Origin of the sequence: Providencia sp. PROV076, assembly GCF_028483405.1 — a bacterium.
GTDB classification, from domain to species: domain Bacteria; phylum Pseudomonadota; class Gammaproteobacteria; order Enterobacterales; family Enterobacteriaceae; genus Providencia; species Providencia huaxiensis.
In genome coordinates, this window is record NZ_JAMPRR010000032.1 from 36,074 (window position 1) to 59,764 (window position 23,691).

The following is a 23,691-nucleotide window of genomic DNA, read 5'->3' on the forward strand; positions in this document are numbered from 1 at the left end:
CTTATTTATTTATGATAACTAGGCAATCACATTATTATTCATTATTAACATTAGAAGGAATAAATATATGGCTATCATTAGACGATTAGTACAAGATGGTTCATTTGAAGAATTTTACCCAACAACAATGACGTTCAGTGCTGCAAAGCGTAATTATTTTTTAGGTCACTCAAAAGATAAAACTTACGTTGTATATTCTATGGCTGAAAATGGTAAAATTGACCCAAATGCTCCAGCACAAAAAGGAAAATTAAGATCCTACCTTGGTAACATTCAAGCATTCTATGATACGGTAGAGAATAAACAATATTTATATGGATATAATTTAAGTGAAAAAATTGTCGAGTTATATGAAATCGACGATAAAGCAGGTATAAAACTACTCTATGTTGATGAATTTACTGTTGGAAGTACGATTCAATCAGCAACTCTGTTTATCGCTAATGGGCTTATTCATATATTTAGTCAAGCTGAAAAAGATAAAAGCTGGAGAACTCATAGCTATAGTATCATATAATATCAGCCTTATATTTTATGAAAATTTAAATTAGTTTCCAAGGGGCACTATGCCCCTTATTTAAAATAACTAATTTTAAATTATGTTTTTATAAAAAATAAATAAAAATATTAATCATAACAATATAAATTTATCAGCGTAAAAAACTCTATCATGAGTAATTAATTTAAAATAATAAATTTTATTTCACACATCTAAATTCAATTTTTTAGTACAAGTCTAGTTATATCCTCATCTAAGCTTACATTATTATTATATTCTAATTTACTGATTATTGTAAAATCAGAAGGTAACTATCCAGATATCACTCAAATAACAGAAAAGACTGCCAACATCTTGATGTAACAAAAATTGAACGCAAAAAACATAAATTTATCGTTTAAATGATATAAAGCATCTACATTATGATTTGTTGTTACTTTTTTCGAACTTTAAAGGTAAAATACACGGCATAAAAATATAAAAACCAAACGAAAGTAACGAATAGGTGCAAGGTATAAGTTACTAGTTTTTAACTTAATACAATGTAAATCACTGATATGTCTTTATTAATTACAAAACGCTGTATCAATTGCGATATGTGCGAACCTGAGTGCCCAAATGATGCAATTTTTATGGGCGATGAAATTTATGAAATTGACTCAACTCTATGTACTGAATGTGTAGGCCATTACGACAAACCTACTTGCCAGTCCGTATGCCCAATTACTAATACGATCATCACTGATCCGCAACATATCGAAACTGAAGAACAGCTTTGGGATAAGTTTGTCGCCATTCACCATGCGGATAAAATTTAGGCTTAACTTCACTTTGTTTTCAATTATTCGCCTAGTTGCCCCTAAATGCTGCCAGTAACTCTTACTGGCAGCTCAATATGACATCGGTTTAAGAATTACTTTCTATGATAACTGTCGCAGATGCATAGTGCCGCTCATCGGTAATAGAAACATGGCAATGCGTGACTCTTAACCGATTTGCTAGTGCCAATGCTTCTCCTGTTAGGCTTAGTAATGGTTTCCCCAATTTATCATTGCTGACTTCAAATTGGTTAAATGCTAAGCCATTACGGATCCCAGTGCCTAATGCTTTAGCTGCTGCTTCTTTCACTGCAAACCGTTTGGCTAAAAAGCGAGCTGGCTTTGACTGTTGTTGATATTGAACTAACTCAGTCTCCGTTAAGATCCTTTTTGCTAAGCTATCACCCGTTCGTTCAAGAACAGACTCAATACGTGCAATTTCAACAATATCCGTTCCCAATCCAACAATTGCCATTATTTGCGTGCTTCTAATAAGATTTTTTTCATGTCAGCAACGGCTTGAGCCAACCCACTAAATAAAGCTCGACCAATAATTGCATGGCCAATATTAAGCTCATAAATTTCAGGCAACTGCGCAATGCGTTGAACGTTATGGTATGTTAAGCCGTGACCTGCATTGACTTTAATGCCTTTACTTGCTGCGTACACGACGCCATCACGAATACGACGAAATTCTAACTCTTGCTCTTGTTCTGACTTCGCATCAGCATAAGCTCCAGTGTGAATTTCAATAAATGGTGCGCCACACGCTTGAGCAGCATCAATTTGTTGATGATCCGCATCAATGAATAATGAAACAAGAATACCCGCATCAGTTAGACGTTTTACAGCATCAGCCACTTTTTGCTTTTGGCCCGCAACATCTAAACCACCTTCAGTAGTGACTTCTTCACGCTTTTCTGGCACTAAACAGCAAAAAGTTGGTTTGATACGGCATGCAATTTCAACCATTTCCTCAGTTACTGCCATTTCAAGATTCATACGCGTTTGAATAGTTTCATTCAACAAAGCGATGTCTCTATCTGTAATATGGCGACGGTCCTCGCGTAAGTGCACTGTAATACCGTCAGCTCCGGCTTGCTCCGCAACAAATGCAGCTTGTACAGGGTCTGGATATTGAGTTCCTCTTGCATTTCTAACCGTTGCAATATGGTCGATATTTACGCCTAACAAAAGCTCTGCCATTTTTTATTCCCCATTAATAAACGCTAATAAACTTATCTACCCACTATCCTACTGTAATTTTCTCTGTTGAGGGAATAAATCTCTCACCATTCGAAGCAAATTCCAATCCGCACGCTCTGTTTCAGTATTTGAACTTTATTTTTGCGAAGCGCTTCGTAAGATTTTATATCGGCAAAAAATTTGCGTTGTCTGATTACGCTAATTCAGCTAAAAAGACACATGAGAAAAGGATGTATGGTAGTAATAACGGCGTGACAAATTAGATAAAAATAAAATTAAAAACAGTTTTAACTCTGTTTGTTATGTTCAACGGGTGAATAAGTAAACTGACGAAATAATTCTCGGCTTTTTAATGGCTTACCACCAAGATAGGGTTTTAATGCCAACCGGGTAAAACGTTTTGCTGCTTTAAGCGTATCTGTGTCAGGGAATTCTCGACTCGCCAATGCTTTCAGTTGTTTCCCCGTAAAACTAAGTTGGTCAACAACTAGACTGCCAATAAACCCCTTTTCTTCTCTATACCGGTAAGTCATTGTGTCAGAAACAGGTTCCCCGCTACCAGCACAATGTAAAAAATCAACACCATAACCAAGGTAAGAAAGCAAAGCTAGTTCAAATCGACGCAATGCAAACTCGGGAGTGTGCTCACTTGCAGCCAGAATTTGTAAGCAGGAGAGGTAATCAAAAAATAGTGCGGAATATGGTGTACCAAACTCTAATACACGCGCGGTTAATTCATTAAGGTATAAACCGCTATATAGAACGGTACCTGTTAAAGGGAGGGCTAAAGATACGGGATCAGCATTAATTAAGGTTTTGATTTCACCTTTGCCACCCCAACGGATAAGCAAAGGTGTAAAGGGCTGTAAACAGCCCCTCAATGGTGAGCGATTACGGCGAGCGCCTTTTGCAAGTAAACGTATTTTTCCTTCACCTTCAGTAAAAAAATCGAGCAGTAAACTCGTCTCACTGTAAGGCCTTGAATGGAGTACAAACGCACGCTGCCAACCACTCACTTTGCCACCTACTATTTTAGGTCGTCAACATAACCTAGGCTGCGTAATGCTCTTTCGTCATCAGCCCAACCAGATTTAACCTTAACCCAAAGCTCAAGGTGAACCTTGTTATCAAACATTCTTTCCATATCGATACGCGCTTCGGTACCAATAGTTTTCAGTTTGCTACCTTTGTTACCAATAACCATTTTCTTTTGGCCTTCACGCTCAACAAGAATTAAGCCATTGATATGGTAAATACCGGCATCTGTTACTTTAAATTGTTCAATTTCAACTGTAACTGAGTATGGCAGTTCGTCACCTAAGAAACGCATGAGCTTTTCTCGGATAATTTCTGATGCCATAAAACGCTGCGAACGGTCAGTAATATAGTCTTCTGGAAAATGGTGCACTGCTTCAGGGATATGCTGTTTTACAATCTTAGCAATGGTATCAACACCTACACCTTTTTCTGCACTGATAGGAACAACATCCAAGAAATTCATTTTCTGGCTGATCATACCAATATGAGGAAGTAAAACCGTTTTATCAGTGACGTTGTCAATCTTATTAATCGCTAAGATCACAGGGCAGCGTAAGCTAGATAGCTTGGTCAGTACCATCTCATCATCAGCGGTCCAATTAGTCCCTTCAACAACAAAAATAACTAACTCAACATCGCCGATTGAACTGGATGCAGCGCGGTTCATTAAACGGTTAATTGCACGTTTTTCTTCAATATGAAGTCCTGGGGTATCAACATAAATAATTTGGTAATTATCTTCTGTATGGATCCCCATAATACGATGGCGAGTCGTCTGTGGCTTTCTCGATGTAATCGAAACTTTTTGCCCCAGTAATTGATTCAATAATGTCGATTTACCGACATTTGGCCGTCCAACTATGGCGACGAAACCACAGTGGGATTGTAATTCACTCATTCAAGCTCCAAAATTTTCAATGCTTGTTCTGCTGCTGCTTGCTCCGCTTTACGACGGCTTGAGCCAACGCCATTAATCGGTTGGTCAATACCACTGACTTGACAGTGGATCGTAAATTCTTGATCGTGAGCTTCACCCTTAACCTGAACAACCAAATAATTAGGTAGTGGTAAATGGCGCCCTTGCAGATATTCTTGTAACCTTGTTTTCGGGTCTTTTTGTTTATCACCCGGACTGATCTCAACCAGTCTACTTTGATACCAATCTAAAATAATTCTTTCGATCGTTTGGATATCACTATCTAAAAAAATACCACCGATCAGTGCTTCAACAGTATCAGCAAGGATAGATTCGCGACGAAAACCACCGCTTTTTAATTCCCCCGGCCCTAAACGTAAACATTCACCGAGTTCAAATTCACGTGCGATTTCTGCTAATGTATTTCCGCGTACAAGCGTTGCTCGCATACGACTCATATCCCCCTCGTCTACCTTTGGAAAACGATGGTATAAGTCATTTGCAATCACAAAACTTAAAATCGAGTCACCTAAAAATTCTAGACGCTCATTATGTTTGCTGCTTGCACTTCTATGTGTCAATGCTTGGATTAATAATTCGTTCTGTTTGAATTGATAACCAAGCTTACGCTGTAATCTTTCTAATAAAGAGGGGTTCATGTGCGCCCAACCATTTTTATTTGATAAAAAAGCACACGCAACAGACCTGTAAAATGTCCCATTTTACAAAACTGTTGCGTTTGCACTGACACCTTATTTTCCCACATTTTTTGCAGCTCAGTGGAACTAATTATAAAAAACCATTAGTTACAATAAATTAAAATAGGTGAGTTAATAATTGAGGAGCCAATAATATTAATTAATTTATATTGTACACTGGGTAAAACAATAATGCTTCGGATAATGCGGATTTTCAAACGAAAACCCGCATTTTCAATATTTAGCTAACCGACTAATCAAATTATAGTGGACCAATTCGACTAAAGCGTACACCCGTCGGCCATTCGTTTTCTTGCTTATCTAAACTTAACCAAATAAATACCGCACGACCAACTAAATTTTCTTCCGGTACAAAGCCCCACATGCGGCTGTCAGAGCTATTATCTCTGTTATCACCCATCATAAAGTAGTGCTTTTCAGGAACAATCCATTCATTCTTCGGCATGCCTGGTTGCAAATATTTTGCTTCAGTAATCGCTTGGCGAATAATAAGAATTTGATGCTCTACGGTATCTAATTTTTCGCTGCGCTCATACTGACGTAGTGCATTTCTTGGCAATGCTTGATCTAACGGAACTTCATAATTCCCTTTTTGGTTATCAACAACAGAACCGATATCAAGGAACATTGTCCACTCACTCGGGGCTAGAGGGCCATAAACAATTGGCAGTTTCTCTGTGCACTTGTTGTCAGCACAATTAGGGTAAATTGTTAGCTCTTTAGCATCCGGGTTATAAACAATTTTATCTCCCGGTAGACCAATAACACGCTTCACGAAATCCACGTTAGTATCTTTCGGATATTTAAATACCGCGATATCACCACGCTTTGGCTTACCCGTTTCGACTAGTGTCGTTTGGGTAATTGGATCTTTTAGCCCATAAGCAAATTTCTCAACCAACATAAAGTCACCAACTAGCAATGTTGGCATCATTGACCCTGAAGGTATTTGAAATGGCTCATAAATAAATGAGCGCACAATCAATACAATCGCTAACACAGGGAAAATAGACGACCCTGTTTCAAGCCAAGATGGACGGCGGACAGCATTTGCCACATCCGCTTCACTCACTGCGCCATTCGCTGCATCCTGTAACTGCTTGAGTTTTGCTTTACGCGCAGGTGCAAATTTAAACTTGTCTAAACACCATATAATCCCTGTGATTAATGTTGCCAGTGTTAGGATCAAGGCAAAGGTGTTCGCCATTGAGGCTCCTTGTAAACTTAGTCTTTACCAACGTGCAATATAGCAAGGAACGCTTCTTGTGGTAGCTCAACGTTACCAACTTGCTTCATACGTTTCTTACCATCCTTTTGCTTCTGCAACAGTTTTTTCTTACGGCTAACGTCACCACCATAACACTTGGCGAGTACGTTTTTACGCAATTGTTTAACTGTAGAACGAGCAATAATGTGGTTACCAATCGCTGCTTGGATCGCAATATCGAACTGCTGACGCGGGATCAACTCTTTCATTTTTTCAACCAGTTCACGGCCGCGATATTGAGAATTCGCACGGTGAGTGATCAAGGCCAAAGCATCTACACGCTCATTGTTAATAAGAACATCAACACGCACCATGTCTGATGTCTGGAAGCGTTTAAATGCATAATCTAAAGATGCATACCCACGAGATGTTGATTTTAAGCGATCAAAGAAATCCAATACCACTTCTGCCATTGGGATTTCGTAAGTCAGCGATACTTGATTACCATGATAGACCATATTGGTCTGAACGCCACGTTTCTCAATACAAAGTGTAATAACGTTACCTAAATATTCTTTAGGCATCAGCATGTGGCACTCTGCGATTGGTTCGCGTAATTCTTCAATATTGTTCAATGCTGGTAGCTTAGATGGGCTATCAACATACACAATATCACCGTTGGTCTGCTGCACTTCATATACTACAGTCGGTGCAGTGGTAATCAAATCAAGGTCATATTCACGTTCTAAACGCTCTTGAATGATTTCCATGTGCAGTAAGCCAAGGAAACCACAACGGAAACCGAAGCCTAGCGCTGTCGAGGTTTCCGGTTCATAGAATAAAGAGGCGTCATTTAGACTTAACTTACCTAATGCATCACGAAATGATTCATAATCATCAGAACTTACGGGGAATAAACCCGCATAAACCTGTGGTTTAACCTTTTTAAAACCAGGTAATGCTTTATCTGCTGGATTACGAGCGCCAGTTAACGTATCCCCAACTGGGGCGCCGGTGATATCTTTAATCGCACAAACTAACCAGCCCACCTCACCGCAACTCAAAGCATCACGGTCAATTTGCTTCGGTGTGAAAATACCAAGACGGTCTGCGTTATACACTTGCCCTGTGCTCATGACTTTAATTTTGTCGCCTTTTTTCAATGTTCCGTTCTTAATACGGATCAATGAAACAACGCCTAAATAGTTATCAAACCATGAGTCAATAATCAGTGCTTGTAAAGGTGCATCCACATCCCCAATAGGCGGTGGGATCTCTTTAACGAGGCGCTCAATCACATCTTGAACACCAATACCTGTTTTTGCAGAGCAGCGAACTGCATCATGTGCGTCAAGACCAACAATATCTTCTATCTCATCGGCAACACGCTCAGGATCGGCAGCGGGTAAATCAATTTTATTTAAAACCGGAACAACTTCTAAGTCCATTTCGATAGCGGTATAGCAGTTTGCCAAGGTTTGAGCTTCAACACCTTGCCCTGCATCAACCACCAGCAAAGCACCTTCACAGGCTGCTAATGAACGAGATACTTCATAAGAGAAGTCAACGTGACCCGGTGTATCAATGAAGTTTAATTGGTAAGTTTCACCATCTGAAGCTTTATAATCAAGCGTCACGCTCTGTGCTTTAATGGTGATCCCACGCTCACGCTCTAAGTCCATCGAGTCTAAAACTTGTGCCGCCATTTCGCGGTCGGTTAAACCACCACAAATTTGAATAATGCGGTCTGACAAGGTCGACTTACCGTGGTCGATATGAGCAATGATGGAAAAGTTTCTTATATTATTGATTTTCAAGGTAATATCTTCTTTTAAATTGCCTTACAAAATCAGTTTTGTGCAAATATCGCAACAAAACTAAAATGCTATGATTATCACAAGATTGTTAATTAGCTGCATTTTACATATAAGAACCCGCTAACACAAAGATTCAATGTAAAACAACTGTAAACCTGCATCAGGTTAATAGGTTAGTTGCCGTAATTCATCATTGATACGACCCACATCAACCACTTTTATAGCCATAATCAATCTATTGTAATTTCTAACTCAAAACTGACAAAATATGTTAATGACTTGATTTGTCATAATACTATATCTGTCATAATACTATTTGCCTGCTAACTAACTCTCATCCACAAAAAAGGGAAACATATGTTCCCCTTCTATTGATAATATCAAATTAACCTTCTAACTCAACATATTGAAATTTAGCAATTAATTTGCACTGAAAGCTCGTTTGGAGGTAACCCAATCTGTAAAACGACGGGTTGAAAAGCTTCATCATCACGCCAATTTGATGCAAGCCTACGCGCGACATAAAAACCAATAATACCACCAATTACACCTGAAATCGCTATCCAGAACTGTTCAAAATCAAACGCCTGCGCTAAGCCAGCAAAAATAAATAACCCCAAAATAGGCGTTAGATAAACTAATAGCGCTGAACGAATCAAACTTCCTTCAGGAATACCGACTTCAATTTTTTGTCCTTCAACTAACGGTTGTTCAATCGCAATTTCTAATTCATGTTCCGTATTTGGCCCTATTTTGCTTAAAGCATAAGAACCACAGGTTTTACGAGCACCACAACTGCCACACCCGGACGAAGAACCATAGCGCAATAAAGCCCTACCGTTTTGCCAACGGACTACTGTTGCCCACTCTTTTACCATAATTTACTCCCGAAACTGAATACTACCTGCGACCACTTGTGCTGTTGCTAACGGTAATTCACCGATGATAGTGATGACATTTTGCTTTTGCGTCATGGTGTAAATAGTCCGACGCCCATTTTGAAGCGGTTGGTCAAGTAACGGGCCTTTAGTCGATTTTGTCACATTTACAGAAAAGGTAAATAAACCATCACTAAACATTGCGGTTTCTACCACGTCATCTTCAGCTAATTTTCGCGAAGAGCGGGATATTTCTTCAAAACCAGGTGGTAACATGCCAACTTGCCACTTAAAGGAAGGATTTCCATTTTTAGGGGAAATCAATAATGGCGGCATATTTACCTTACTTAACGCAAGTAATGAATCCTTAACTGTTTGGCTATCTAGCACCGTCGAGATCACACGAAATTGTTCTAATGTTTGGCTATTATTATCGAGAAGGTCGATACGTAATGGCAATTTCGTTTCTTCGTCGATCAATACTACATAGTTAAACCGAGAATTGTCTTTCGATATTATGCGAATTACTAATGCTGGCCTATCGCCAATGTGGGTACGCCCAGCATCAATAAAATTATAATAAGGTTTAATCTGTTGATAATTGGCAAAAACTACTGATGGTAAATTATCAACTATATATTTACCACTTAAGCTAAATGCATCAAAACCAGGTTCAAAGTAACTGATACTATTGCCTTTTTGAACAATTTCACGACGCGATGAGTCCATTTGGATCATTTGTGAAACAGGCTCACCATTAATGATTGCGTGGCGGTAACGTACTGGTGTTATTGATTGCGGACTGAATGTCATATAAGACATTTCGTAAGAAAGGTTCTGGGCAGCATTTCCCATTTCTTTAAAAAGAACATCGGCATCTAGTTCAGATGCCGAAGCTTGATTAGAAATAATCAGGCTGCCCGTCAGGCAGATGACGGATAACCATTTGTTCATTATTGCAATTTAACTCCTGCTGAAGACGCAGGTTGTGCAGACTCTTGATATTGCTGGTTAAGCATCGAGCGTCTTTCAATTTCATATTGTTGAAGCATCGCATTAATACGTTGATTTTGTTGTTCAACTTGTTGAATTTGCTGCTCATTACCAAATAATTGGTTATCTGAGATATTCAAGCTAACTGGCGCCCCACTACCAACAGGGATCGTGTTGAACATTGGCTCGTCAACAGGAGAGTCAACAGCACTACTTTGGTTATATTGTTGAACACCAACAATCACGGCCAAAGATACACAAGCTGCAACACCAATTTGAGTTAACTGGCTCGCCCAAGGACGAATTTTGCCCCAGAATGGGAAAGCCCCCCAAGTCGCAGGTTCTGGCTGCGATTCGACAACTACCTGAGGATTAATACGCACAGCTTCATTCTCTAATGCTGCCGCAACTTTACTTGCAATATCAAAGTGCATGACTTCACTAGTATCGTTACGCAGAGTATCACGAATAAGATGATAGCTCTCCCAACGTTGTTTTAACGTTGAATCACGTGAAATAGCGTTGACCAGTTCTAAGTCTAGTACTTCGCCATCCATCATTGCGGAAAGTTTCTCTCTTTGCATGCCCAATTACCTTCAGTTAATTGCATCACAATTATATTTAATTGACTGATTTAACATATCAATATTGTTGAATCAGTGGCTGAACTTTATTGTCAATTGCTTCCCTTGCCCTAAAAATTCGAGAACGTACGGTGCCAACTGGGCAATCCATTATTTCTGCGATTTCTTCGTAGCTCAATCCATCTAACTCGCGAAGCGTAATTGCCATTCTAAGATCTTCAGGCAGCGATTCGATGGTTCGGAAAACAACTTTCTTTAATTCATCAGACAACATTAAGTTCTCTGGGTTCGAAATTTCTTTTAAGGCACCTGCGGTTTCAAAGTTTTCTGCATCACTCGCTTCCAAGTCCGACGCAGGTGGGCGTCTATCTTGGGCAACTAAATAATTTTTAGCTGTATTTACCGCAATCCGATAAAGCCAAGTATAAAACGCGCTGTCACCACGAAACGAACCAATGGCACGATAGGCTTTTATAAATGACTCCTGCGCAACGTCAGGCACATCTGCTTGCGGTACATAGCGGGATACTAGGCTCGCGACTTTATGCTGATATTTTATCACCAATAAGTTGAAAGCTTGTTGATCGCCTTTCTGTACCTTTTCAACCAAAATCTGGTCGGTCAGTTGCTCGCTCATTCCAGGAAATATCTCCCGAATTCAGGCCGATAATATGTTAACTTGATCATGTTCTCCCTTCCTAAAGCAAGCACTACTTTGAGTAGTAGAATTCGTTGAAGTTCAATTTAATCTAAAAAAATAGTCAAAAATTTACAAAACTGATAAAAAAATTACTTAGATGATCTTAAAGATCCTTATTAAAACAACTGCCTATAATAATCTTGCAGACTCATATGACAGCATACAGATTTTAAATACGAATGCGATAGCTATCACAGTAAAACCATTTGAATACGTAAATAGCGCTAGGTCAATATACTGTGTCTTAACAGCCATCCACTAATAGCAATAGGGCACTCGATAGGCTAACATAAAAAACTCAATACATACTATTATATACATGCAAACACTTATGAACGGATCCACACAGCATTACACTGATATTTTAATCATTGGGAGTGGTGTCGCAGGACTTTCAGCTGCCTTACGGCTCGCCCCTTTTCATCAAGTGACCATTCTCAGTAAAAGTAGCCTCAGTGAAGGGGCATCTTATTACGCACAAGGCGGTATTGCCGCTGTTTTTGATGACACTGACAGCATCGAATCTCATGTAGAAGACACGCTAATTGCGGGTGCTGGTATCTGCCAGAAAGAAGCGGTTGAGTTTATTGCCTCCAATGCGAAACATTGTGTTCAATGGCTTATAGACCAAGGTGTTTTATTCGATACTGAAATTACCGAGAACGGTGAAACACAGTATCATTTAACACGTGAAGGTGGTCACAGCCATCGTCGGATCCTACATCATGCAGATGCGACAGGAAAAGAAGTTGAAACCACCTTAGTCGACCTCGCTTTTGCCCATCCAAATATTCATATTAAAGAACGTTATAATGCCGTCGACCTTATCCTTTCTAATGAGGTTGAATCACCACGAATTCTAGGCGCTTACGTATGGAACCGCCAAAAAGAACAAGTTGAAACCATTCGAGCGAAAACGATTGTTCTCGCCACAGGTGGAGCGGCTAAAGTTTATCAATATACCACAAACCCAGATATTTCTTCTGGTGATGGCATCGCAATGGCATGGCGAGCTGGCTGCCGTGTTGCTAACCTTGAATTTAATCAATTCCATCCGACTTGTTTGTTTCACCCACAAGCACGTAATTTTTTATTAACTGAAGCATTACGTGGTGAAGGGGCTTACCTCAAGCGCCCTGATGGAAGCCGGTTTATGCCTGATCACGACGATCGTGGTGAACTTGCCCCTCGTGATGTTGTTGCGCGTGCTATTGACCATGAAATGAAGCGTCTTGGGGCTGATTGCATGTATTTAGACATCAGCCATAAGCCTAACGATTTTGTTAAAAATCATTTTCCAACTATTTATGCGAAATTGATGACTTTAGGGCTAGACCTGACCAAAGAGCCTATCCCTATCGTTCCTGCAGCCCATTATACCTGCGGTGGTGTTATTGTAGATGAAGCCGGTATGACTGATATCTCGAATCTCTATGCTATTGGCGAAGTTAGCTACACAGGCTTGCACGGTGCAAACCGTATGGCTTCCAATTCGCTATTAGAATGCTTGGTATACGGCTGGGCTGCGGCAGAAAACATTAATAAAACGATCAAACAGATCGATGAAATCCCCTATTTATCTGAATGGGATGAAAGCAGAGTACATAATTCAGATGAACAGGTTGTTATTCAACATAACTGGCATGAATTACGTCTATTCATGTGGGATTATATGGGGATTGTAAGAACCACAAAGCGCCTTGAACGCGCACTGCGTCGCATCCATCTATTGCAGCAAGAAATTCATGACTACTATGCAAATTTCCGTATTTCAAATAACTTACTTGAATTACGTAACTTAGTTCAAGTCGCTGAATTAATGGTTCGTTGTGCATTAGAACGCAAAGAGAGCCGTGGGTTACATTACACCTTAGATTACCCAGAGCCACGTCCTAATTCAGGCCCCACTATTTTACAGCCTGAATAACCAAAACTTTAGCCGGCCCTTAGTGCCGGCTTTAGTATTTACCTAATTTAGTATTTCACATAAAATGGTTGGATTAGTTTACGAAATTCATCGGTATATTCCCCATTTTCTTCCTTGAGCGCTAATGATGTCACCTTAGTTTCAATATTCTGTAATCGTAAACCTAACAACATCCGATGATAAGGTGTTACCCTTTTATCACTCACATTGATGCGAAAAGCAGTAAACCAGCCAGAATCTTCGGCCATCTTCTGTAATTTTTCCCCTGCGTCATGTGGTAGCACTAAGCAAAATAGTCCATGAGCAGCAAGGCAAGCTTTCGCACTTTCAAGTAAAACATCATGTGTTAACGTTGATGTATATCTTGCTTGGTCTCGTTTTTCATCTCGACATGCAACCGCAGGCTCGAAGTAAGGTGGGTTACTGACAATTAAATCATATTGCGCGGGAGACGACTGGCTGTAACTTACAATGTCCTGGTTGATAACCTGTAAACGCTCAGCCCATGGTGACCCAATAAAGTTTTCTTGCGCTTGCGCTGCTGCATCACTATCTAACTCAACGGCATCAACACGTAATATTGTATTTCTCTGTGCTAGCATCAACGCGATTAACCCACTACCACTCCCAATATCTAAAGCAGACAGGATACCCTCTACAGGGGCCCAAGCACCCAATAGCACACCATCCGTTCCCACTTTCATCGCACATCGGTCATGAGCCACAAAAAACTGTTTAAACGTAAAACCGCCTTTGCGGTAATTCTTTTGTTGCTTACACATTCAGGCACTCTAATTGGTTAATACTTATTCGATCATTCTCATTTTAAGCAAATAAAAGTGATAATTTAACCTATTTGCTACAATATAATTCTCATATTACGGGAATTATATTTGAGACGGAAAAAATTTACTGATAAGTTCGAAAAAAAGGAGATGCCATGAACAGTATAAATAGAACCTTAGACATCTTGTCTTACATTACAACTTGCGCCTCTCCGGTGACACCACAGTCTATTTCGTCAGCGCTAGATATCCCATTATCAACCGTTTATCGGTTACTGACAATTCTCATAGATTGGGAATTTGTATCTCACGCAAAACAATACGGTACATATTGCGTCGGTTCGCAGAGTATCAAAAATCAAGAAAAATACTATCACCACAGTTTATTGATGAGCGCCTCTAAACAAGAGCTACAAACTTTAGCGAAAAAAACCCAAGAAACCGTGGCGATTATCACCTCAAATCTACGAGAAACCATTTGTGTCGACATGATTGAGAGTGAACAAGCACTGCGCTGTTCCTTTATTATTGGTCGTGGTAATACCTTAATTAAAGGCGCCAGTGCGAAAACATTGTTAGCTTTTCGCCATGAACTCTATCAAAAACAAGTGGTTGAAGCTCATACAAAGCAATTAACCACTGAACAACAAAAAATAAAGCTACAACAAGATTTACAACAAATACGCCAACAAGGTTACGGCATGTCTGTAAGTGAAATCGATGAAGGCGTACTGGGTGTCTCTGCCCCCATTTTCAAAGGGAATGATGTATTAGCGGTCGTTTCAGTTATGGCACCTGAATTTCGTTCTACACATCGTGTGGATGAATTTATCACGCACACCTGCCAAGCCGCGCATAACATCACTAAACTAATTAACTTGGAGTAACTATGACACAACCTTTCCAATGGCAAGGGCGCACAGATGGTGAAACACAAGAACACTTGCGCATCCACCAAGTCATGAACAAACACACACCCGCCAAATTTGCATTAATTGGTTTTGCCTCTGATGAAGGCGTCCGACGTAATAAAGGCCGCCAAGGCGCTAAAGCAGGCCCTGATGCAATTCGTCACCAGCTGGCAGGGTTGCCTATTCATCAACCACTTGCGATCAAAGACGTTGGTACAATTCGCTGTGATGATGGCAATTTAGAAGCAGCACAGCGCTGCTTATCCGACCAACTTATTGCTCTCCTCGCTGATAACCAAAAGCCGATTGTCCTTGGCGGTGGTCATGAAGTTGCATTTGCAAGCTTCCAAGGTTTGTTTGACTATGTTGAACAGTATCAAACAGGTAAAACGATTGGCATTATCAACTTTGATGCACATTTTGATTTACGCGAAGCCCCTGTCGCCACATCTGGCACCCCATTTTTACAGTCCGCCATGCTGTGTCAGCAACACCAACGTCCTTTCCAGTATTTATGTTTAGGCATCGCTGATCATGGCAATACAAAAGTTCTATTCGATACCGCAGATAAATTGGGTTGCCAATATATCCGCGATAAAGAGTTAGCTTATTCCAAGCTACCTCAAGCTATTGAAAAAATTAAAAACTTCATTGACGCTGTAGACTATTTATATGTCACCGTTGATTTAGATGTATTTTCTGCAGCTATCGCACCGGGTGTGAGTGCGCCTGCACCGAAAGGCATTTCCACTGAAATTTTTGATGAACTATTTGCCATTATCAAGCACAGCCAAAAAATTGCTGTTTTTGATATCGCAGAATGCAACCCTGAATTTGATATTGACAACCATACTGCCAAACTCGCGGCTTATTTGATTTACCAATACTTATTCTAATAAAACAACACAACAACTCGACTGATAAATACACTGTTTCTCACGCTGTTAAGATAATTAATTTTCAAACACCACAATAAAAATAGCTTTGAAGTTGATTATCAAACTAGCCGTAGCGCAATAACTTAATGGTTTTTAACTATTGAATTTCGCGTTACAGCTAGGCGGCAAGTGACGTTATCCCTAGGAGCATACAAAAGTATGTGACTAGGGTAACGGAGCGCGGCCAACAACGCTGTAGCGTGAAAGACAACAGTTAAAAAGGGAAAAATATGATTCTACACCTCGACACACTCTCCACCCTCTTCCTAACGGTGATCTGCCTACTCATGGGGATCCACTTAAAAAAACGCATCGAATGGCTACAACGCTTCTGTATCCCTTCTCCCGTCATTGGTGGTTTTCTCGTTAGTTTGATCATTTGGGGGCTTAAATCATTTAACCTAGCCGAAATCAACTTTGATACCAGTTTACAAACCTTCTTAATGGTCGCCTTCTTTACAACTATTGGTATTGATGGCAGCTTCCGCATCTTAAAAAGTGGCGGCCGGTTACTCTTTATCTACCTGTTTATCTGCTGGTTTGTGGTTATCTTCCAAGACACCTTTGGTGCAGGCCTTGCGCATTTACTCGGTGTTGACCCTGTTATTGGTATCATGGCTGGTGGTGTTTCACTTACTGGGGGCCATGGCGGTGCGGCTGCCTTTGGTGGAATGGCTGAAGGCCTTGGTGTGCAATCTGCAACAGTTGCAGCAATTGCCGCGGCAACTTTTGGCCTAATTACAGGAAGTTTACTCGGTGGCCCTATTGCAACATTCTTAATTAAGAAATTTAATGTGCAGATTAAAGCAGATGAAAACGTTGAGCGAGTTCAAGTTCCTGAAACTATCGCAGGGAAAATTGAATCTATCGATGCTCATGCTTTTCTAAAAATGCTGGCGCTCGTCCTAGGGATTATGGTCATCGGCCAATTCGCTTCAGCGCAATTTACTAAAGCAACCGGGTTTTCATTACCCAGCTATGTTGGGGCGATGATCATTGCAATCGTAATTCGCAATGTTAATGACCAAGTAGAATTATTCCGTATTAACCAAAAATCGGTTGACCTTATCTCTGAAGTTTCACTTGGCCTATTTTTAACTATGGCTATGATGTCACTGAAAATATGGGAACTAAAAGCTGTTGCTTTGCCACTATTCACCATATTATTGGCACAAGTCATTATTTTAATTCTATTAGTTGTCTTTGTCATTTTCCGCTTATTAGGCAAAAACTACGATGCCGCGGTAATGTGTGCTGGCTTAATGGGGCATGGTTTAGGCGCAACGCCAAATGCAATGGCAAATATGTCCTCTGTATGTGAACGTTACAAACAAGTATCAATGAAAGCTTTCATGATTGTGCCACTCAGTGGTGCGGTGCTCATTGACTTAGTTGGTATTCCTTATCATACATGGTTAATTAATATACTTAGCTAAGCATGATGAAGGAGGAGCTTTCTCCTCCTTCAATTATTTATCTTCCCTGTATTTCATTCATATGTATCGATATATCGCTCCCTGTCCGTAATGAAAACAGTTACACTTGAGCAAAGCTGATTTTTTCAGGTGAACAATTTTGCTAACCTGTTTATAATCAGCGCCCCAAATAGAGGTATATCATGACTGCATCCACTTTTACTGAACTTGAACTTGATGAAAGCCTAATAGATGCGCTTTCAGACAAAGGCTATCAACGTCCGACCGCTATTCAAGCGGCAGCCATTCCTGCTGCAATGGATGGCCGCGATGTATTAGGTTCAGCCCCTACAGGAACAGGTAAAACCGCCGCGTTTTTACTGCCTGCGATCCAACATTTACTTGATTTCCCTAGAAAGAAATCAGGTCCGCCTCGCGTTCTAGTTGTCACGCCAACGCGTGAATTAGCCATGCAGGTTGCTGACCAAGCAAAAGAATTATGCGCCCATAATCACTTAGATATCGCTACAATCACGGGTGGTGTTGCTTATATGAATCACGCTGAAGTTTTCAGCGAAAATCAAGACATTGTCGTCGCAACAACAGGCCGTCTACTCCAATATATTAAGGAAGAAAACTTTGACTGCCGTGCCGTTGAAATTTTGATCCTTGATGAAGCTGACCGCATGCTCGACATGGGGTTTGCAAATGACATAGAAACAATCGCAGGTGAAACACGCTGGCGTAAGCAAACCATGCTGTTTTCTGCCACTCTTGAAGGCGAAGCGATTCGTGATTTTGCTGAGCGCTTATTAGAAGACCCAATTGAAATTGATGCAGACCCTTCTCGTCGTGAACGTAAAAAAATTCAGCAATTTCATTACCGAGCTGACACGCTAGAGCATAAAACAGCCTTACTGTGCCATTTATTAAAACAAGACGAAGTCACCAAAGCCATCGTTTTCGTGCGTAAGCGTGAGCGTTTACGCGAATTAGTTCAATGGTTACGTGAGGCCGGTATCGAGCCTTGCTATCTCGAAGGTGAAATGCCACAAGCTAAACGCAATGAAGCTGTACGCCGCCTAGTTGATGGCCAAGTTAAGGTACTCGTTGCAACAGATGTGGCTTCTCGTGGTTTAGATATCGAAAACGTTAGCCATGTATTTAACTTTGACTTACCGAGAACTGCTGATGTGTACTTGCACCGTATTGGTCGTACTGGTCGAGCGGGCCGTAAAGGAACGGCAATTTCCTTAGTCGAAGCGCATGATTTCCCTTTATTTGGTAAAATTACTCGTTATATTGAAGAGCCTATCAAGATCCGTGTTGTGGATTCTTTACGTCCAACAACTAAAGCCCCTTCAGAAGCGATGTTAAATAAACCAAAACCATCGAAGAAAGTACTTGCTAAGCGTAAAGAAAAGAAAAAAGAAGAACAAGCCAAGAAAAAAGAAAAAGTACGCCATCGCGACAAGAAAAATATTGGGAAACGTCGTACTCCTGCTAGCCCTTCCGTATCAACAGATAACGACAAAAGCTAGTCACTAAAAACGGGTTTAGGCCCGTTTTTTATTTAGCTCATCATTTGAAAAGCTTTATCTCGCATTTGTTTACCTTCAGGCGTTAATAAATCATATTTAATAATGTGGTTACCAAGTATATCCTTACAGTCTAACCCTTTATTATTTTTGATTCGCCAATCAGCCCCATTCTCTAATAATAATGCAGCAACATCGAGAGCATGGCTATTTAAGGCATCATGTAAAGGAGTATTCCCAAAATTATCTCTAATATTAACTGCTAACCCATTTTTTAATAAAAGTTGTGATTGTACAAAACAGCCATTTTGCGCCGCTAAATGTAGAATACTTTTTTGTTCTCTTGATTGAAACATTTTAATTGTTTGACCATATCGGGATTCAATTAAAATTTTCATAAATTGCCCATTAGCCGTTCTAACTGAGTGTTGAGCCAGAAAATTAATGTCACAAGGTTTATGGCCTAATGATAAAAGTGCTGAAAACTCAGTTATATTCCCTTTTCTTATTGCACTTTCACAACACTCTTGCCAACTCATTTCCTGTTTTTCTTCTTTAATTGGAAACGTTTCTAATGGTATTTCTTTTACCTTATTATATTCACCTGTAATTGCATTCCAATTATTCCATGGTTTATACTTGCACATAACCCTAATAATTTTAAGCATTGAATGAGCAATAAAACTTCTTGTCAATAAACGGGTCGGTAACCAATCTTTCCAAGAACTATGTTCGCTATAAGCCATTTTAATACAATTTCCCAACGCAGAAGGGATCGGTAAAGAGTTTTGTAATCTATCGAGCCAGTCATATTGCACCGTGTAATAGCGTATCAACCCTTCTTGTGCCATTTTTTCAGCAATGTGATAATCAATCCCAATATTATTAATAGTGTTTTTTGCCAACCCTGCAGGACTGAATGCAATACAGGGGGATTGACTCGCTAACGCCGCAATTGAAGCTAGTCCTCCTCCTAATGAATGTCCCGTGCAAATCGTATTTCCATTTACTGCATTGAATAAAATATTCATCAAGTTAACAGCTTGATAATATTGAAACTCATAAAAACCAAGGCCTTGACGAATATTACTGTAAAAATCGATAATATCATTAGTACCAGCAAAACAAAGAATATATAAATCATTAAATCGACAGATATTAGCTTGAAATCCTGTTTGATCGTCATTTAATAATTCAGCGTTAATTCCAAGATCATAAATCTCTTTATTATTTAATCTTTCAACTCCTTGTATATTCCGCCAATCTTTATGATAGGCCCCCTGCGATAGTAAAGCTAAAATATAATCGTTTTGTTGAGCATGCCCTCCTAAAAAATCCTCTCTTAATATATTTTTAGGCCATTGTTCTGTTATGCAAGGTTTAATCTCTTGGTGTTCTTGCCGTAAATAAATATTTAAATTTTCTCTAACAAAAACATATTCATCTTTTTTTGATAGTGTTTGTTGTGTAGATAATAACATGAATTCTCCCTAACAAGTGTATTTGTTGGAAGAATATTGAAATACAAATAACCAAGGAGGGAAATAATCAACTTTATTAGTAACAAATAAAAAGCCATTGATAACAATGGCTTTAGAATTTAATATACATTACTAGATGTAATTATATTTAATATTTATTACAAGCTTTCAGTGAAAGTACGAGTAATAACATCACGCTGTTGTTCTGGTGTTAATGAATTAAAACGCACAGCATAACCAGAAACACGAATTGTTAATTGTGGATATTTTTCTGGATTTTTGACTGCATCTTCTAATGTTTCACGGCTCAATACGTTAACATTTAAGTGCTGACCACCTTCAACGCGTACAGTTGGTTTCATTTCTAAAGGAACTTCACGATACTCAAAAGCACCTAATTCGTCTTTAGCAACGATTTGCCCTTCGTTATAATCGGCTTTCGCACAAACACAACGAGCTTCATTTTTTTCGTCATCGAGTAACCAGAACGAATTCAACAATGCTGCATTATCAGTTTTTGTAATTTGAATACCTGTAATCATGTCGACCTCCACGTTCGAGCTAGATTGCATTCGATTTGCTTAATAAATCGAAGCTACATTAACCATTAATCTTATGAAAACTTGCAATTGGATATTTGGTCTAACCAATGTATATAGGTATTTTATACCAGCTAGAACCCCTTTTTTCTTTGATATTTATCAATTATTCCACTTAGCAACTAATTTACTCAGCTCAACTTTATGATTTAAATCAAAATTCATAATTTGTTTTTTTAACTATTTTTATAAAATTTCAATTTTTTTTAAATTAATCGTCAATATCAGGGCTTTATCTCTCCCTCATGAACCAGTAAGCTTATAGCTATCAACTGGTTCATATAATTGTTCCTTCATAAATTCATTGTTATGGAATATTTCATGTCAAACTCCATTACGTGGCACGATGTTATTGGCCCTGAAAAATCAAAATCTTATTTCAAAGAAACATTGGCGTATGTCGCAGAGCAACGTAAAAATGGTAAGGTTATCTACCCTGCTCAAGACGACGTTTTTAATGCATTTAAGTATACCGAGCTTTCCGATATTAAAGTGGTTATCCTAGGACAAGACCCTTATCATGGACCAGGGCAAGCCCATGGTCTCTCTTTTTCCGTACTTCCTGGAATTAAGCCACCCCCATCATTAGTGAATATGTATAAAGAGCTCGAAAAGGATATTGATGGATTTCAAAGGCCGGCTCATGGTTACTTGCTCAGTTGGGCTCAACAAGGCGTTTTACTCCTTAATACTGTCCTCACCGTAGAACAAGGCAATGCCCATTCCCATGCGCATTTAGGTTGGGAAACATTTACAGATAAAGTCATTGAAGCAATTAATGAAAATACTGAGGGTGTGATTTTTTTACTCTGGGGCTCGCATGCCCAGAAAAAAGGTAAAATTATTGATACCAAACGCCATCATGTTCTGAAAGCACCTCACCCTTCTCCGCTTTCTGCTCACCGTGGTTTTCTAGGATGTGGACATTTTTCACAAACAAATGAAATTTTAGCTCAGCAGGGCAAAACCCCCATTGATTGGGCGCCAGTGATTAATGAATAATTTCAGATTGTAGACATAGAAAAAATGGGATACTTATGCATCCCATTTTATCAATTACTTAGACACAATAACCATTGCAGGTCTGAGTAAACGGTTATTTAGCGTGTACCCTTTTTGCATCACATTGATCACATGATTAGCTTGGTGATCTGGTGACTCAATCATCGTTATCGCTTGATGAACTTCAGGATTGAATGGCACATTCACTTCACTTACAGGCTCAATACCGAACTTAGCCACGGCATCTAAGAAGGTTTTCAGTGTTAAATTTAGCCCTTCTAACATCGCTTTAGACTCTTCACTTTCATGGTCTGCAGCATCTATTGCGCGTTCTAAGTTATCAATCACTGGTAATAATTCATTTGAGAATTTTTCCAATGCAAATTTATGTGCTTTCTCGATATCTTGCTCAGTCCTGCGACGAATATTTTCAATTTCGGCGTGTGCACGCAACATTGCTTCACGTTCAGTTTTTTGTGAAGCCTCTAATTGTTGCTCAAGCTCAGCAATACGCGCGGCTAACGCTTGTTCGTCTGCTTGTAATTCATCAGCTTGTTGAACGTCTACTTCTTGCTCTACTTGAACTTTTTGTGATTCATTTTGCTCAGAAGCTTGCTCATCATGCATGTTTTGGTCTTTACTACTCATGAATATCTCCGCGTATTTAGCATTAATCCCATATATGAGAGTATTATGGGGATCTAATACAGGGATTCAAGGGAAGTCATACAATCAGAGGCCAAAAAAGTATGCGAAAGGACAATAATACACCACCAACACATTTTAAAACGATAGGCATTGTCGGGCACCCTAGGCACCCTGAGGCATTGGCAACTCATGAATTAATATACCATTGGTTAATTTCAAAAAATTATCATGCCATTATCGATAAACAAGTTGCTAAAGATTTAAAATTAACTAATGCCAACACTGGGACATTAACTGAAATAGGCCAACAGGCTGATTTAGTTGTCGTCGTTGGCGGTGATGGCAACATGCTTGGTGCTGCTCGTATTTTATCTCGGTATAATAATAAAGTTATTGGTGTAAATCGTGGTAATCTCGGTTTCCTTACTGATTTAGACCCTGATAACGCATTACAACAACTTTCGAGTGTTCTTGACGGTAAATATCGTGAAGAAAGACGTTTTTTGCTCGAAGCACAAGTTATTAAAGCTAACCAAAAAGCACGTAAAAGCACCGCAATTAATGAGATTGTTCTCCACCCTGGCAAAGTTGCGCATATGATCGAATTCGAGGTCTACATTGATGAAAAATTTGCCTTTTCTCAACGTTCTGATGGCTTGATTATCGCCACACCAACAGGCTCTACAGCTTATTCTCTTTCCGCAGGTGGCCCTATTTTAACCCCAAACTTGGACGCGATTGTATTGGTGCCCATGTTTCCACATACCTTATCCTCAAGACCACTGGTCATTAGCAGTGACAGCAGTATTCGGCTGAAATTTTTACGAACAAATATTGATTATGAAGTCAGCTGTGATAGCCAAATCATGCTTCCTATTCAGGATGGCGAGGAAGTCATTGTTAAACGTAGTAATAAAAATCTTAATTTAGTTCACCCACAAGATTATAATTATTTCAATACGTTAAGTTCAAAATTAGGCTGGGCTAAAAAAACTTTCTAATTTTTTCATTCTGCCTCTTTACTGTATAAAAAAACAGTCATACACTGTATTAAAACACAGGTGTGTATTTT

General features: G+C 39.4%; 24 protein-coding genes. 9 read left to right on the forward strand and 15 right to left on the reverse strand.

Annotated features, from left to right (window positions below):
* Nucleotides 1-67 precede the first annotated feature (67 nt).
* Both PSF67_RS18290 and PSF67_RS18295 read left to right on the forward strand, forming a co-directional pair.
* Nucleotides 68-517 carry an XRE family transcriptional regulator gene (locus tag PSF67_RS18290; protein ID WP_102137513.1) on the forward strand — a complete coding sequence of 150 codons (450 nt, stop codon included), beginning with the start codon at nucleotides 68-70 and terminating at the stop codon, nucleotides 515-517.
* A 539-nt stretch (nucleotides 518-1,056) separates the two neighbouring features.
* Entirely contained in the window at nucleotides 1,057-1,317 is a 261-nt protein-coding gene (locus tag PSF67_RS18295; protein WP_036959019.1) for a YfhL family 4Fe-4S dicluster ferredoxin, read from the forward strand.
* 88 nt (nucleotides 1,318-1,405) lie between these two features.
* Here PSF67_RS18295 and acpS read toward each other — a convergent pair whose 3' ends face one another.
* From acpS to rpoE, 11 genes are all read right to left on the reverse strand, one after another.
* Nucleotides 1,406-1,792, reverse strand: coding sequence for a holo-ACP synthase (gene acpS, locus PSF67_RS18300; protein ID WP_102137512.1), 387 nt, complete (start codon nucleotides 1,790-1,792; stop codon nucleotides 1,406-1,408).
* Nucleotides 1,792-2,523 carry a pyridoxine 5'-phosphate synthase gene (gene pdxJ / locus PSF67_RS18305; protein WP_102137511.1) on the reverse strand — a complete coding sequence of 244 codons (732 nt, stop codon included), beginning with the start codon at nucleotides 2,521-2,523 and terminating at the stop codon, nucleotides 1,792-1,794. Before pdxJ ends, acpS begins: the two co-directional genes overlap by 1 nt.
* A gap of 287 nt (nucleotides 2,524-2,810) precedes the next feature.
* Nucleotides 2,811-3,539 (reverse strand): DNA repair protein RecO, encoded by a 729-nt coding sequence (gene recO, locus PSF67_RS18310; RefSeq protein WP_102137510.1) that lies wholly within the window; start codon nucleotides 3,537-3,539, stop codon nucleotides 2,811-2,813.
* 11 nt (nucleotides 3,540-3,550) lie between these two features.
* On the reverse strand, nucleotides 3,551-4,459 hold the full coding sequence (gene era / locus PSF67_RS18315) for a GTPase Era (protein WP_166267572.1): 909 nt from the start codon (nucleotides 4,457-4,459) through the stop codon (nucleotides 3,551-3,553).
* Nucleotides 4,456-5,136, reverse strand: a complete 681-nt coding sequence (gene rnc, locus PSF67_RS18320; protein ID WP_102137508.1) for a ribonuclease III — start codon at nucleotides 5,134-5,136, stop codon at nucleotides 4,456-4,458. Before rnc ends, era begins: the two co-directional genes overlap by 4 nt.
* Nucleotides 5,137-5,437: 301 nt before the next feature.
* Nucleotides 5,438-6,403, reverse strand: a complete 966-nt coding sequence (gene lepB, locus PSF67_RS18325; protein ID WP_102137507.1) for a signal peptidase I — start codon at nucleotides 6,401-6,403, stop codon at nucleotides 5,438-5,440.
* Between the two features lie 17 nt (nucleotides 6,404-6,420).
* Nucleotides 6,421-8,214 carry a translation elongation factor 4 gene (gene lepA / locus PSF67_RS18330; protein WP_102137794.1) on the reverse strand — a complete coding sequence of 598 codons (1,794 nt, stop codon included), beginning with the start codon at nucleotides 8,212-8,214 and terminating at the stop codon, nucleotides 6,421-6,423.
* 419 nt (nucleotides 8,215-8,633) lie between these two features.
* Nucleotides 8,634-9,098: a SoxR-reducing system protein RseC gene (gene rseC / locus PSF67_RS18335; RefSeq protein WP_102137506.1), complete on the reverse strand. Its 465-nt coding sequence runs from the start codon at nucleotides 9,096-9,098 to the stop codon at nucleotides 8,634-8,636.
* 3 nt (nucleotides 9,099-9,101) lie between these two features.
* Nucleotides 9,102-10,052, reverse strand: coding sequence for a sigma-E factor regulatory protein RseB (gene rseB, locus PSF67_RS18340; protein WP_102137505.1), 951 nt, complete (start codon nucleotides 10,050-10,052; stop codon nucleotides 9,102-9,104).
* Nucleotides 10,052-10,675 (reverse strand): anti-sigma-E factor RseA, encoded by a 624-nt coding sequence (rseA, locus tag PSF67_RS18345; RefSeq protein WP_102137504.1) that lies wholly within the window; start codon nucleotides 10,673-10,675, stop codon nucleotides 10,052-10,054. The genes rseB and rseA overlap by 1 nt, the downstream gene beginning before the upstream one ends.
* Before the next feature lie 58 nt (nucleotides 10,676-10,733).
* Nucleotides 10,734-11,312 (reverse strand): RNA polymerase sigma factor RpoE, encoded by a 579-nt coding sequence (gene rpoE, locus PSF67_RS18350; RefSeq protein ID WP_004264984.1) that lies wholly within the window; start codon nucleotides 11,310-11,312, stop codon nucleotides 10,734-10,736.
* Nucleotides 11,313-11,706: 394 nt separating this feature from the next.
* On the opposite strand from rpoE, the gene nadB reads away from it, so the two are divergent.
* On the forward strand, nucleotides 11,707-13,302 hold the full coding sequence (nadB, locus tag PSF67_RS18355; protein ID WP_272677428.1) for an L-aspartate oxidase: 1,596 nt from the start codon (nucleotides 11,707-11,709) through the stop codon (nucleotides 13,300-13,302).
* A 47-nt stretch (nucleotides 13,303-13,349) separates the two neighbouring features.
* Here the strand turns inward: nadB and trmN are convergent, their stop codons facing one another.
* Nucleotides 13,350-14,084 (reverse strand): tRNA(1)(Val) (adenine(37)-N(6))-methyltransferase TrmN, encoded by a 735-nt coding sequence (trmN, locus tag PSF67_RS18360; protein ID WP_206276823.1) that lies wholly within the window; start codon nucleotides 14,082-14,084, stop codon nucleotides 13,350-13,352.
* 158 nt (nucleotides 14,085-14,242) lie between these two features.
* Between trmN and PSF67_RS18365 the strand changes: the two genes are divergently transcribed.
* From PSF67_RS18365 to srmB, 4 genes are all read left to right on the forward strand, one after another.
* Complete coding sequence (locus PSF67_RS18365) at nucleotides 14,243-14,974, forward strand: IclR family transcriptional regulator (RefSeq protein WP_102137501.1); 732 nt, start codon at nucleotides 14,243-14,245, stop codon at nucleotides 14,972-14,974.
* Between the two features lie 2 nt (nucleotides 14,975-14,976).
* On the forward strand, nucleotides 14,977-15,894 hold the full coding sequence (gene hutG, locus PSF67_RS18370; protein ID WP_272530640.1) for a formimidoylglutamase: 918 nt from the start codon (nucleotides 14,977-14,979) through the stop codon (nucleotides 15,892-15,894).
* 272 nt (nucleotides 15,895-16,166) lie between these two features.
* Nucleotides 16,167-17,372, forward strand: coding sequence for a sodium/glutamate symporter (gene gltS / locus PSF67_RS18375; RefSeq protein ID WP_166267584.1), 1,206 nt, complete (start codon nucleotides 16,167-16,169; stop codon nucleotides 17,370-17,372).
* A gap of 182 nt (nucleotides 17,373-17,554) precedes the next feature.
* Complete coding sequence (gene srmB / locus PSF67_RS18380; protein ID WP_102137498.1) at nucleotides 17,555-18,892, forward strand: ATP-dependent RNA helicase SrmB; 1,338 nt, start codon at nucleotides 17,555-17,557, stop codon at nucleotides 18,890-18,892.
* A gap of 32 nt (nucleotides 18,893-18,924) precedes the next feature.
* On the opposite strand, the gene PSF67_RS18385 is transcribed toward srmB, so the two are convergent.
* Complete coding sequence (locus PSF67_RS18385; protein ID WP_231068388.1) at nucleotides 18,925-20,370, reverse strand: ankyrin repeat domain-containing protein; 1,446 nt, start codon at nucleotides 20,368-20,370, stop codon at nucleotides 18,925-18,927.
* A 158-nt stretch (nucleotides 20,371-20,528) separates the two neighbouring features.
* The gene (grcA, locus tag PSF67_RS18390; protein ID WP_004912835.1) at nucleotides 20,529-20,912 is read right to left on the reverse strand and encodes an autonomous glycyl radical cofactor GrcA; all 384 of its coding nucleotides are present in this window, start codon (nucleotides 20,910-20,912) and stop codon (nucleotides 20,529-20,531) included.
* Nucleotides 20,913-21,290: 378 nt separating this feature from the next.
* Between grcA and ung the strand changes: the two genes are divergently transcribed.
* Nucleotides 21,291-21,971, forward strand: coding sequence for a uracil-DNA glycosylase (gene ung, locus PSF67_RS18395; RefSeq protein WP_102137496.1), 681 nt, complete (start codon nucleotides 21,291-21,293; stop codon nucleotides 21,969-21,971).
* Between the two features lie 54 nt (nucleotides 21,972-22,025).
* Here the strand turns inward: ung and grpE are convergent, their stop codons facing one another.
* A complete protein-coding gene (grpE, locus tag PSF67_RS18400) occupies nucleotides 22,026-22,619 on the reverse strand; it encodes a nucleotide exchange factor GrpE (protein WP_166267586.1) in 594 nt (197 codons plus the stop codon).
* Nucleotides 22,620-22,720: 101 nt separating this feature from the next.
* Between grpE and nadK the strand changes: the two genes are divergently transcribed.
* Nucleotides 22,721-23,620 (forward strand): NAD(+) kinase, encoded by a 900-nt coding sequence (gene nadK, locus PSF67_RS18405; RefSeq protein ID WP_102137494.1) that lies wholly within the window; start codon nucleotides 22,721-22,723, stop codon nucleotides 23,618-23,620.
* Nucleotides 23,621-23,691 lie beyond the last annotated feature (71 nt).